Origin of the sequence: Paenibacillus sp. P36 (assembly GCF_045866505.1) — a bacterium.
In the GTDB taxonomy this organism is placed as follows: Bacteria; Bacillota; Bacilli; order Paenibacillales; family NBRC-103111; genus Paenibacillus_E; species Paenibacillus_E chondroitinus.
Window position 1 is genome coordinate 381781 of record NZ_AP038372.1, and the last position, 11668, is coordinate 393448.

At 49.4% G+C, this 11668-nt stretch carries 10 protein-coding genes; 3 read left to right on the forward strand and 7 right to left on the reverse strand.

Features of this window, described 5'->3' with window-relative positions; genetic code table 11:
- The first annotated feature begins 5 nt into the window (after nt 1-5).
- Complete coding sequence (locus ACKTT9_RS01745) at nt 6-1493, forward strand: ABC transporter ATP-binding protein (protein WP_407872938.1); 1488 nt, start codon at nt 6-8, stop codon at nt 1491-1493.
- Nucleotides 1484-2281: an energy-coupling factor transporter transmembrane component T family protein gene (locus ACKTT9_RS01750; RefSeq protein ID WP_407870261.1), complete on the forward strand. Its 798-nt coding sequence runs from the start codon at nt 1484-1486 to the stop codon at nt 2279-2281. Before ACKTT9_RS01745 ends, ACKTT9_RS01750 begins: the two co-directional genes overlap by 10 nt.
- 10 nt (nt 2282-2291) lie before the next feature.
- On the opposite strand, the gene ACKTT9_RS01755 is transcribed toward ACKTT9_RS01750, so the two are convergent.
- Both ACKTT9_RS01755 and ACKTT9_RS01760 read right to left on the reverse strand, forming a co-directional pair.
- Nucleotides 2292-2771 (reverse strand): hypothetical protein, encoded by a 480-nt coding sequence (locus ACKTT9_RS01755; protein WP_407870262.1) that lies wholly within the window; start codon nt 2769-2771, stop codon nt 2292-2294.
- 153 nt (nt 2772-2924) lie between these two features.
- Nucleotides 2925-4538, reverse strand: coding sequence for an S-layer homology domain-containing protein (locus ACKTT9_RS01760; protein WP_407870263.1), 1614 nt, complete (start codon nt 4536-4538; stop codon nt 2925-2927).
- Nucleotides 4539-4960: 422 nt separating this feature from the next.
- Here ACKTT9_RS01760 and ACKTT9_RS01765 point away from each other — a divergent pair, with 422 nt between their 5' ends.
- On the forward strand, nt 4961-5539 hold the full coding sequence (locus ACKTT9_RS01765) for a nitroreductase (RefSeq protein WP_407870264.1): 579 nt from the start codon (nt 4961-4963) through the stop codon (nt 5537-5539).
- A 62-nt stretch (nt 5540-5601) separates the two neighbouring features.
- On the opposite strand, the gene ACKTT9_RS01770 is transcribed toward ACKTT9_RS01765, so the two are convergent.
- The 5 genes from ACKTT9_RS01770 to ACKTT9_RS01790 all read right to left on the reverse strand — a co-directional run bounded on the left by ACKTT9_RS01770 (nt 5602) and on the right by ACKTT9_RS01790 (nt 11612).
- Nucleotides 5602-6516 carry a pseudouridine-5'-phosphate glycosidase gene (locus tag ACKTT9_RS01770; protein WP_127457108.1) on the reverse strand — a complete coding sequence of 305 codons (915 nt, stop codon included), beginning with the start codon at nt 6514-6516 and terminating at the stop codon, nt 5602-5604.
- Nucleotides 6516-7634 carry a carbohydrate kinase gene (locus ACKTT9_RS01775; RefSeq protein WP_407870265.1) on the reverse strand — a complete coding sequence of 373 codons (1119 nt, stop codon included), beginning with the start codon at nt 7632-7634 and terminating at the stop codon, nt 6516-6518. Before ACKTT9_RS01775 ends, ACKTT9_RS01770 begins: the two co-directional genes overlap by 1 nt.
- A 144-nt stretch (nt 7635-7778) precedes the next feature.
- Nucleotides 7779-8168: a hypothetical protein gene (locus ACKTT9_RS01780; protein WP_127457053.1), complete on the reverse strand. Its 390-nt coding sequence runs from the start codon at nt 8166-8168 to the stop codon at nt 7779-7781.
- Nucleotides 8169-8271: 103 nt separating this feature from the next.
- Nucleotides 8272-8889, reverse strand: coding sequence for a PH domain-containing protein (locus tag ACKTT9_RS01785; protein ID WP_407870266.1), 618 nt, complete (start codon nt 8887-8889; stop codon nt 8272-8274).
- A 131-nt stretch (nt 8890-9020) separates the two neighbouring features.
- Entirely contained in the window at nt 9021-11612 is a 2592-nt protein-coding gene (locus ACKTT9_RS01790; RefSeq protein ID WP_407870267.1) for an Ig domain-containing protein, read from the reverse strand.
- Between the last annotated feature and the right edge of the window lie 56 nt (nt 11613-11668).

Sequence of the window (11668 nt, forward strand, 5' to 3'; positions counted from 1 at the left end):
TGCCTATGAGCGAGGGCATTGGGGTTACCAATCTGCGCTTAAAATATCCGGGTAACGAGGTTCCCCTGTTATTTCAAGGGATTTCCTTTTCGGTGATGCCGGGGGAAAAAGTGCTGCTGCTCGGGCCAAGCGGCTGCGGGAAATCAACACTGCTTCAAGTACTGAGCGGGATCGTCCCCGACATTATCGAGATTCCGCTGAAAGCGGATAAGCTTGTCACACCAAGCCGATGGGGGTACGTGTTTCAAGATCCGGACGCTCAGTTTTGCATGCCATATGTGGATGAGGAAATTGCTTTCGTATTGGAAAATAGGCAAATCCCCCGTGAGGAAATGCCGGAACGGATCGCGCATTATCTGAGCTTGGTGGGTTTGCAGCTGGAAGACGCTCACACCTTAATCAACCAACTGTCGCAGGGAATGAAGCAGCGGTTGGCGATTGCAAGCGTCCTTGCGCTGGAGCCGGAAGTGCTTTTTCTAGATGAGCCTACAGCGTTATTGGATGAGGAGGGCACGGGGCTTGTTTGGGAAACGATCAGGTCCATTAGCACTGACAAAACCTTGGTCATTGTGGAGCATAAAATCAGCGGTATTCTCGATCTTATCGACCGTCTGATTGTCATCTCTCCGGAAGGAGAGATTCTGGCTGATGGCTCACCACAAGTCGTATTTGATAGGTACAAAAAGCAGCTTGCCGACTACGGGATTTGGTATCCGGGCGTTTGGAGCGAACTCAACATGGAACGCTTAAACAGGAGCAAGTTGCCCGCGGAAGTCGAAGCTGATGCTGAGAACCGGCAGCCGATCATGTCCTTTCGCGATTTCACCGGGCTTCGCGGCGGACAGATCAAGACCTCTGTGGATAACTTGAGCGTCTATCCCGGTGACTGGATAGCGATCATCGGTGCCAACGGTGCGGGCAAAAGCTCGCTCCTGCTCGCCATCATGCGGCTCATCCCGACCAAGGGCAGCTGCTGGATCGCCGGCGTGAAGGGCAGCAAAATCGAGCAGCTTGCGGAGCAGGTCGGCTTCGTGTTCCAAAACCCCGAATTCCAATTCGTGACGAATTCGGTGGAAGAGGAACTGCTCTACTCCCTGCCGGAGGCGGAGAGAGGGAAGGGCGCCCAGCAGGCTGCTCTGGAGGAGCTGCTGCGGCAGTACGATCTGCTCGCGCTGCGCAAGCGGCATCCGTTCCAGCTCTCGATGGGCCAGAAGCGCCGCTTAAGCGTAGCTTCGGCGATGGTGCGCAGCCCGCGTATCCTGCTGCTCGATGAGCCCACCTTCGGGCTCGACGCACGCGGTACGATGCGCATGCTGGAGCAGCTGGAACGGCTGCGCGCAGGCGGGACCGTCATCGTGATGGTGACGCACGATGAGGAGATCGTCAAAAGCTGCGCCACACGCGTTTGGCAAGTTGAAGCCGGTCGTGTGACGGAGCAGTCTGCGACTGTCGCAGCACACACCGAGGAAGGAGCGCCGATGGTATGCAAATAACGTTCACGTATCGTGAAACCTGGCTGCATCGGGTTAATCCGGGGGTGAAGCTTGTCCTGTCCCTGCTTCTCTTTATCCTAGTTGTCTTCACGCATAATCTGAATACGATGATGTATTTAACGGCGGGCGCGCTGGTGCCGCTGTTCGTTTATTCAGGCCAGCCGCTGCGGCGTCTGCTGCTGTATGCTTCCCCGTTCCTGCTCATCTTTATCTCCTCTGCGGCGGGGATGATGATGTTCGGCAGCGGGGACACGGAGTGGTATCGTCTCGGATTCATCCGAATCACGGAAGAGAGCTTTTACCGCGGTCTGCATCTGGGCTTCCGCGGCTTACAGGTGGCGGCTGTCGGCTTGCTGTTCAGCCTGACGACACGTCCTGTAGCCTTGTTTTATGCGCTGATGCAGCAGTGGAAGGTCGCGCCGAAGTACGCTTACAGCTTCCTTGCCGCATTGCGCATGCTGCCGCTTATGCTCGAGGAGTTCCAGACGCTGCGCTACGCGCTCAAGGTGCGGGGCAGGAAGCAGAGACGCAGCTGGCTGACAGGTTGGTACACCGTGATGCGCATGTATGCCATACCGCTTCTTGCGCAAAGCATCCGCCGCGCTCATCGGACAGCTGTGGCGATGGAAGCGAAGCGTTTTTCCACACAAACCAAACGCACTTATTATTATCAATCCAGCTACTCCAAGTTAGATATTTATTATCTGATGTACTGGCTGTTTCTTGTTATTTTCGCATTTTGGGCGGGGACAGCGTGGCCGATTTGGCATGCTTTCGACGTCCGATAAAGGAAGTTGGCTATTGCCCCCATTTGAGTGCTAAGGTTACTTCACAGCAGGGGGTGTCAGGGGTTTGCGGGTCAATCGTAAACTTCACGGAGCTTGGTGAATAACTAGTCACAATAGCAGATTTAACGCCGAAGGAGTGGACAATACGATCCACTTCTTTTTGATTTCCCTGTTGGGCATGTGTCATTAGCTCGTGAGCGATGGCGGGTTCAGATAGCTTTTGAATGAGAAGCGAAGCGTCCTTCAGCAGATGATGAGAAGAGGCAATTGAGTTGGATAAAATTTTAGAATCAACCGTTGGATAATCACGAGGAATGAGCGTATTTGTATGGAAATGGGGGTAATGCTGCTCCCAACCTGTCCAAACTTCCGACGACTGATCTTGGTGTTCATATTGGCCAGATAGTCGGGTATAGGGCGAAGCGGACACAGCCGCGGAAAGCGGATATAAAGGCTGTTGATGAAAGAAATAAGCAGGGTAGTTGTACATGGGACGGACCCCTTTTCCTTAAGAAGTTGAGCTTGCGCATGCATTAGCAATATATGTTTAATGGGCGTGTTGGTGCATGTGAGGCGCAGAACGCAAAAAAAGGCCGCCACAAAGTAGTTAAACTACTTCGGGCAGCCCATTTTGAAAGTGTGATTAGTTGCGTTTTAGTGTTACATAGCTTACGGCTTGTTGGCCGGATGGAGCTACAATGGATAATTCAAAACCTACGACGTTTCCTTCAACATGAACGAGCCCATTGTCGCCAACCGTTACCGTACCTACAGGGTTGACTCCGTCACCTTTAATCGCTTTAGCGACAATAAGTGTGCCTAGTCCAAAGTTGTAATCTGCAATCTCATTGTTTTCATATTCGATACCAAAATTATCTGTTAGAGTAAGATCCATTTCTGTATATGGATTAATGTCAGCTGTGTAGACGCCGTTACTAACCGTCATCGTTTTCTTGATGGAAGTTTCATCGGCTTTAATTTGTTTCACACTAATCGAATCATTCGTAACCGTTACCGGTACGTGCAATTGTTTGGAATCGTTGTTGCCGATTTTGACAACCACAGTGACATCCGCTGTACCAGCTTTGTTGCCGAGTACGTAAGCGTGATGGTCAGCAGTAAGACCTACTTTCGCAATACCCGTGTTCGATGAAAAGACGGATTGAACAATCCCCGGAACAGCAACAATGTCGCCGCTAGCGTTTTTCACTTGAATTTTGATTTCTTTAGCAAATTTACTTTGTGTTGGATCTTCGGCAATCGCCTTCGTGATCGGGTCAGTTGCGGAATCTGTTAGACCGCTATCGATGACAGCTGCCAATGTGTACTTATCTTCGATTGTAATATTACCATTGTCAATAGGAGCTGCTACGCTGAAGCTTCCAGTAGCTGTTTTAATCGTAGATGCGTCAAGGCCGCCAAGTGTTACTGTATAGTCTCCCGTAGCAAGCGCAGTGTCAACCGCAAGCGTTGCTGTAAGACCGTCTGTCGACCAAGTTGTTGTTGCAGGAACTGTTGTTGTACCATTTTTAAGCGTGAATGTTGCTTTCGCTGCGTCCACTTTTTTGTTCAGTGTAACTTGAACTTGTTTATTGTCGGATGAAGCTTGAACTTTTGTAATCGAAATAAGTGCTTGGTTATCAGTGTCAAAAGCTTGCTGTGCTACGTAAGAGCTAGTAACAAGGTCAGCGCGGTTAGCAGCTTGATCACCGGATTTTCCAGTCGGGTGAATGCCAAGTTCCGTTGCTTGTTTCACAGCGTCCGCGTACCAAGGTGTGCCTGTTACGGAAACGGTTTTCCCTAGTCCTTTAAGCAGCAAAGTGTCGAGCTGACCCGCAGTGACGGAATCGCCAGGAACGAAGGTAGTATCTGTCACACCGTCAATCAATCCAGCTTTTTTCGCAGCTTCGATGTAAGGAATCGCCCAACCGTTAGCGGAATCGTCCGCATGAACATCAGTAAAGCTGGACACCTTAACAGTAAGATCGACAGGAATGTCGTAAATCAGCGTTGCTACTTTTGCAAATTGTGCGCGAGTCATATTCTGCGTAATACCGAACGTGTCATCGGACACACCTTCGAATATATCGGATGCTAACATAGCATCAATTTTTGCTTTTAATGAAGCATCAACATTGGCTAAATCAGTGAAGTCAGCACTCGTTTTGCCAGCTGCAGAAGCAGGGTGTGTTAGGACGGAAGATGTTAACAAAGAGAAAGCCATAGCAGCTGTCGCAATCATCGTTAATTTTTTCATTTAGATGTAGTACCTCCTAGGTATGAATATATGATTCTAGCAAGCAATCTTGTTCGTTCTGTTGCTATAACTATAGCTTGCCTGATAGCCATTGTCATTGTCAAATTCTTGGCAGTCGAAGAACGAGAGTGCTAAAAGTGAAGAAAATTCCGCTGTTTTTTTCACTTTCCTCTATCATAGACGTCAATATGGCTAAAAAAGTTTCTGTAGTTCCGCTTAGCTTCCCAAAGAAATTCTCACGAGATACCCAAGCCTGGTGGAGAGGGAGATTCCCCGATCCGTCAGGTTTTCTTATTGTTTTATTATCTATTTCATTATTTTTGAGTGACCTGTATGTTTGCTGTTGCAGGATCGTACATATAACAATAGACTTAGAGTAGGTACATTAATGAAGTGTAATTTTAAGAGTGGAGTGGAGAAACATGGAATTGAAAGAAGCAATCCGCAATCGCCGAAGTATCGGGAAAGTCAAGATGGACTCTGTTGACAAAGCGCTGATTGAAGAGATATTGGAAGCAGGCACTTGGGCGCCAAACCATTGCCATACGGAACCGTGGAGGTTTTGGGTTATGACGGGCGAAGGCCGTGGGCTGCTGGGAAAAGGGTACGCGGAGGTCGCGGCGTCTGAAGCCGACCCGGCATTGACGGAGGAAGAGCTGGCTGCGCTGAAAGGCGCTCAGATGAAGAAAGCCTTCCGCGCGCCGGTGGTCATTGCCGTGGCGGTTACGCCTTCGGCACAAGCCGTTGTGCCGGAGATCGAGGAGTACGCGGCTGCACACTCCGCCGTACAAAATATGCTCCTGACCGCGCACGCGCTCGGTCTGGGTGCGATCTGGCGGACGGGAGCGCCGACCTATCATGCGAAGATGCGCGAAGTTTTCGGCCTCGGCGCGAAAGAGGAGCTCGTCGGCTTCGTCTACCTCGGCTACCCGGACATGGCTCCGCCGTCGAAAGCGGCGCGTACCCCGTTCGCGCAAAAAACGCTTTGGGTCAGCGAGTAGTTTCAGCTGACAAATAGAAAACCCTCCATATCCACGATGATCGTGGGCATGGAGGGTTTTGTTTATTTGCTCTTGAGCGCAACCGCAACCTTCGCGGCGGTTTCTGCATTGTGGTACACGAGCGCGATGTTCGTCTCCAGGCTGCGACCTTCGGTCAGCTGCTTGATGCGCGCTAGCAGGAAAGGCGTGACCTTCTTGCCGGTCACGTTCTGATCTTTGGCTTCAGCAAGCGCCTGCTGGATGAAGCTTTCGATCTCAACATGGTCCATGGCGGATTCCGCAGGGACCGGGTTGGCGATGATGGCGCCGCCGGCAAGGCCGAGCTCCCACTTCGTGCGGAGCATGGCCGCAACGTCGGCTGCCTCATCGAGGCGGAAGTCTACGCCGTAGCCGCTTTCGCGGGCGTAGAAGGACGGGAACTCGCTCGTTTTGTAGCCAACCACGGGAACACCGTGGGTTTCCAAATATTCGAGCGTGCGCCCAATATCAAGAATGGACTTCACGCCTGCGCAGACAACGGCAACGTTCGTCTGTGCCAGTTCAGTCAAATCGGCGGAGACGTCCATCGTCACTTCGCCTTCGCGGTGTACGCCGCCAATGCCGCCGGTAGCGAACACTTCGATGCCCGCAAGCGCAGCACCGATCATTGTGGCTGCGACAGTTGTCGCGCCGATTTGGCCCGACGAGAGGATGTAAGGGAAGTCGCGGCGGCTGACTTTTTCCACGTGAGGGTTCGTCGCGAAAGCTTCGAGCTCCTGCTCGTTCAAGCCGATTTTGATTTTACCGTCCATGATGCCAATCGTAGCCGGAACGGCACCGTTATCGCGGATGATTTGTTCGACCTTTTTGGCCATTTCTATGTTTTGCGGGTAAGGCATCCCGTGAGAAATAATCGTAGTTTCTAAGGCAACAACAGGTTTATTATTCGCCAAAGCGTCTTTCACTTCATCAGTAAACGTTAGGTAAGTTGTATTCATCATTGGGATTCGTCTCCTTTGGTCAAGTGAAGTAGAGTTTGTTGCAGTCGTTCTTCTGTCAGCTCGCTCGCGACAGATTGGTCGGTTTGAAGCGTAATATGTGAAGCAGTAAGTCCATACATACACGATTCCATATAGGTGGATTGCCGCATGACCCCGTAAGCAATACCGGCGACAAAAGCATCACCTGCACCCGTGACCTCCACAACCTTGGTGGGAATAGGGGGGAAGTGCCGCTCGCCTTCCTCGCCAGCATATATGACGCCTTGACTGCCGAGCGTAATAAAGACATGGCGGACGCCGCGAGCGCGGATCGCTCCTGCAATCGTGCTGTAATCGCTGTTGTTGCTGCCGCTGCTGGGAGCGATACCTGCCAGCTGACAAGCCTCTTCCCAGTTAGGGAAAATAGCCGTTACGCCGTGCAAATCTTGCGGGAGCTTTTTGGCCTTTTCCGAAGACACGGGATCGATAAATAGCGGCAGGTTTTCTTCTTTGCATCGATCAATCAGCTCGGCGAGCGTCTCGGCGGGCAAATTCGTATCCGCAATGATGAGCTTGGCTGAAGCCACATGCGGCCATTTGTCCCGCAGCAAAGCAGGTGTACATTTATCGTAGATATCCATATTGGCAAAAGCGAGAAACATCTCGCCTGTCGCGTCGAGCAACGCCGTGTACGTTCCGGTGTTCTCACCTTGGAGTACGATGGCTTGACTGACATCAACACCGCGCTTTCGCGTTTCTTCTAACACCCATTGGCCGGCCTTATCATCGCCAACAACCGTGAGCAACGCCGTCTGGCAAGCTAGTCCCGCCAGCGTCTCCGCGATATTGCGCGCAACGCCGCCGCAGGACTCCGTCACCGTGACTGGATTCGAAGAGGCCAGACGGATGGCTTGCTTGCTAGTCGCTTTGCTGTCTAGGTTCGCACCGCCGATACACATGACCGTATTCTCATCTGAGGTCACGTATGCACGCCCGCGGATCGTCCCTTTCTTAGTCAGGGCCGCGATGTAGCCGGCGACAGCGGATCGGGAAATGCCGATGATGCTGGCCATTTCATGCTGAGAGATGAATGGATTTTGACGAATGAGCGCTAAAATTTGCTGTTCACGATCCATGAAATGACTCCTTTCGATCGTAGACTATCTCTAGTTTATATCAGTCGCGGACAAATGTCCAACCAATAAACATTTGTCCTCAAAGTGTTCGCAAATGAAAAAGAGCCTGCCTCCCGAAACCGGGAACAGTGCTCCTAGAATGGCTTATTCCGAATAAGAAGACTCCGAACGGCTTCGGATACCGAGCAGCCCCAACAGTCCCAACAGGCCGATATAGCTCCATCCGCCCCAGCCCTTATTTGCTTTGTCCTGCGTAGGAACCATTAAAGCTTTCATCGAGGTTGGCGGTGTAAGTCCATATGCCGCGGCATGCTGCTTCATATCCGTTGTCATATGCAGTCTTGCCTCTGCCCCAGGCATACCGAATGGATTGGTCTGATAAAAAGTGGGCGAACCTTGCTTGGCCGCCTCCCAGCTTTCAGCAGATGAGATCATTTGCTGATTATGAGGATGCTTGCGATAATGATGAGCCCCAAGCAGGACGGTAATACACAGAAATGAAATCAAAGCCAGTTTCATAAATCGGGGAAACATGTTCCATACCTCCAAGCACTTCTTAAATAGTGGCCTGTAAATGCAGGTAGGATTAGCTTCCCCAATGCCTGAAAACTTATGTATTTAATAATTGATGACAAACTTATTGATTAATGAATTTCTCAAAAACGAAGCCGAAATCCTTCACTTTGTACTGCTTATGCGTGCTCACGAGCCAGTCGAAAGCGCCTTGATTCACCTGCTTGAATTCCTCAGAGAGCTTCTGTCCCTCGGTTTTCGTCGTACGGTTTAATGTGGCGGAAGCCAGCTCGATACTTTGCTTCGCGTATTCCAGGAAGTGCTCATTTTCCTGTGTGATTTCGGAAATTTTAAAAAGAGCTTTATACAAGTCCTTCAGTTCTTCAACATGCTTTTTGTGAACATCAATCGAGAAATGGACAGAACCCAACACGAATTTGATCTCCACATCGAGATCGACCGTACCTGCTGTTTCGAAAGATACTTGGGAGAGGGCATATTTGCTGTAAGGGTAGCGGTTCAGCACCCGTTTCTTGCTTATGGCGCTCGTGCCGTCGAGATGAATTAAAGCTTGGTTCGTGAAGCAGTATTCATCTGATTTGGATTTAATCAAAAAGAAAATTTTCTCGTTATCCTCATGCATAACGTAATCATCAGCATCGACCTTATCGTAATTTTCAGGCTTGATCACGGAACCTACATCACTTAACCCCAGAATATCAGCTGCTACTTTACCAAACATAACATCAATCCTCTCATGAACAAATAAATACCTATTTAGTATAGTACAAAATATGGAAGGCAAGCGAGTGTTATGACGCAAAAAAAAGGCTACCCAGAAGTAGAAACATCTACTTGAGGATAGCCTTGGTACTATTTAGTAACCGTCACTTGAACTGTTGTTCTCATGTTGGAATACGTCACCGTAATTCTTGCTGTTCCTTTGCCGGTTGCTTTGATGATGCCGTCTTTCACATCTGCGATCATGATATTCGAGGATGTCCACAAAGCTGGTTTCGTTACATCTTCTTCAGATCCGTCCGTGTATGTGGCTAGAGCGTTAATGTTGGCTGTGCCGCCTTCTTTGAGCTCAACTTTGACCACATCGGTTTTCAAATATTTCAAGGAGTCGATTTCCACAGGAATCGCAACCATTTTGCCACCGAAGGACCCGGTGATCGTTGTTTTACCAGAAGCTGTAGGTGTGAAAAGTCCATTTGTCACGGTACCCAGCTTATAGGCGCTAACTTTCCATGTCGCCGATTCTGTGACATCTTTCGTTGTGCCGTTCGACAGCGTTGCTGTCAATTTAATTTGGACTTGATCGCCTCGTTTTGTGACGATGAAAGTCTTGTCTGCCGTGAGTCCTGCTACTACGCCGATTTCGACCGGAATCGAAACGCTTTTGCCGCCGTAAGTTGCCGTAATGGTTGCTTTCCCTCGTGATACCGGAGTTACAACCCCTTTGGATACCGATACAATTGCGTTATTGCTTGTTTTCCACTCTGCATCATTGGTAACTGTACGCGATGCGCCTGAGGAATCGGTAGCCGTCAGAACAATCGTGCGTGTTTCATTCATGTCAAAAACCAGATTAGGTACATTCGCCGTTAGATCACTTGCCATATCGATTTGAACCGGGATTGTAACTGTTTTGCTGTCTAGTTGAGCAGTCAATGTAGCTTCCCCAGAAGCTATAGCTTTCACGACTCCGCCGTCAACGGTCGCGGTTTTCGCATTGCTGCTTGTCCAGATCACGTCGGAAGTAACATCTTTTTTCGTTTCATCCGTGTAAAGCGCTTCGGCTTTCAAGTTCACTGTGTCGCCTTTTTTCATAATCAGCTTCTCTTGGCTGACCGTAAGGCTCTTCAGAACACCAACAGACACTTGAATGACTGCTGTGCGCGTTCCATATTTCGCCGTAATGGTCGCTGCGCCTGTAGCAAGACCGAAGATTTCGCCATTCTGTGCTTCCGCAATGTCCTTGGAGCTGGTTGTCCACTCGGCTTTGTTCGTGACATCCACCTCGCGGCCGTCCTTGAAAGAGGCCATCAAAGTGACTTTATCGGAACCGCCGATTTGTAGATTAACGGTTTTTTTGCTTGGTTTGATAATTGTAGGGATATCAACTTCCACTTTCGTAGTTGTTGTTTTGCCGCCATATTGCGCAGTTATTGTAGCGACACCAGGTTTGTAAGTTGTGACTTTTCCTTTGATAACGAAAGCTACATTCTCATCATCTACGCTCCAGTCAGCGCTATCCGTAACGACTGAGCTTGTGCCATCGGCATAGGTAGCGTGAAGGACCAGAAGCTGCTCTTGTCCTGTCTGTAAGGAAACAAGATCGGTATCTACAACCAAGCGGCGCGGAACTTCCACGTCTACATTGGCTACAACAGCTTTATCTCCGTATTTCGCGTAAATCTTCGCTTCGCCAATCGCGATTGCAGAGAGCTTACCTTTTGAAACTTGAACGATATCCGCATCACTGGACGCCCACTCGGCGCGATCTGTGATATCTTCCGTTTTGCCGTCGGCATACGTAGCGGTTAATTTCAATACGCCAGTAGTATCTTTCTTCAGAAGCAAATTCTGTTTATCTAATTCGAGTTTGAGCGTGCTATCCACGTCAACCGTAATTGTCGTAGATTTGGTGCCGTAAGTTGCCGTCAGGTTGGCTGTGCCCACGCTGTAGCCTGTAACTTTACCTTTGATAGCGTCGGCGACATTAGGTTTATCTGTCGTCCAAACCACTTTCTCTGAAACGTCGGCCATATCGCCGTTTGGATAAGTTGCCATTATTTTAATGTCAGCTGTTCCGTTCAAAAGCAAGGAAACGGTTGAGCTCTCCGCGTCAATACGGCGGACAACCTCAACATCAACAGGTACCGTCAGGGATTGATTCATATATTTGACCGTTACGGTTGCGCTGCCTGGATTTTGTCCTTTGACCAAACCATTGGTAACAGTAACGATGGAGCTTGTATCTACTGTGTAGTCTGCTTTACTCGTCACATCCTCGGCTGTGCCGTCATCGTAATAAGCGGTAATTAATAGTTGATCTGTGCCATTCAGACGCAGCTCGAGAGAGCGTTTGTCTGTCGTTAACGATTTTACTTTTTTGCTTACAGTGACATTCACGATTTCGGTTTTACCCATATATGTAGCGGTAATCACAGCTTTTCCTTCTTTTTTGGCTGTCACTACACCTGCATAAACGGAAGCAACGTCTGTCGTACCGGAATTCCAATCCGTTTTGACCGTTGCATTCTCGGTAGATCCACTTACGAAAATAGCGGTTGCTGTTAGATTCGCAGTATCCCCAACTTGCAAAGCAAGCTCATTCTTGTTCAGGACGAGTTTGGAAATCTCATCAGCGGCAAAGGCGTTTCCTTCGATTAAAGATTGACTGGCTAAAATGAAAATGAATACCAAGGATAACCACTTGCTGTGTCTAAACCTCACGTTAATAATCCCTCCGATATCGTTCCGTAATTAAGTTATGAATGAAAAACTGGGAA

What these genes read in the sequence shown, in the direction of transcription:
- ACKTT9_RS01745 (WP_407872938.1), top strand. Translation starts at nt 6, where the DNA reads ATGAGCGAGGGCATTGGGGTTACCAATCTGCGCTTAAAATATCCGGGT.
- ACKTT9_RS01750 (WP_407870261.1), top strand. Translation starts at nt 1,484, where the DNA reads ATGCAAATAACGTTCACGTATCGTGAAACCTGGCTGCATCGGGTTAAT.
- ACKTT9_RS01755 (WP_407870262.1), bottom strand. Translation starts at nt 2,771, where the DNA reads ATGTACAACTACCCTGCTTATTTCTTTCATCAACAGCCTTTATATCCG.
- ACKTT9_RS01760 (WP_407870263.1), bottom strand. Translation starts at nt 4,538, where the DNA reads ATGAAAAAATTAACGATGATTGCGACAGCTGCTATGGCTTTCTCTTTG.
- ACKTT9_RS01765 (WP_407870264.1), top strand. Translation starts at nt 4,961, where the DNA reads ATGGAATTGAAAGAAGCAATCCGCAATCGCCGAAGTATCGGGAAAGTC.
- ACKTT9_RS01770 (WP_127457108.1), bottom strand. Translation starts at nt 6,516, where the DNA reads ATGAATACAACTTACCTAACGTTTACTGATGAAGTGAAAGACGCTTTG.
- ACKTT9_RS01775 (WP_407870265.1), bottom strand. Translation starts at nt 7,634, where the DNA reads ATGGATCGTGAACAGCAAATTTTAGCGCTCATTCGTCAAAATCCATTC.
- ACKTT9_RS01780 (WP_127457053.1), bottom strand. Translation starts at nt 8,168, where the DNA reads ATGTTTCCCCGATTTATGAAACTGGCTTTGATTTCATTTCTGTGTATT.
- ACKTT9_RS01785 (WP_407870266.1), bottom strand. Translation starts at nt 8,889, where the DNA reads ATGTTTGGTAAAGTAGCAGCTGATATTCTGGGGTTAAGTGATGTAGGT.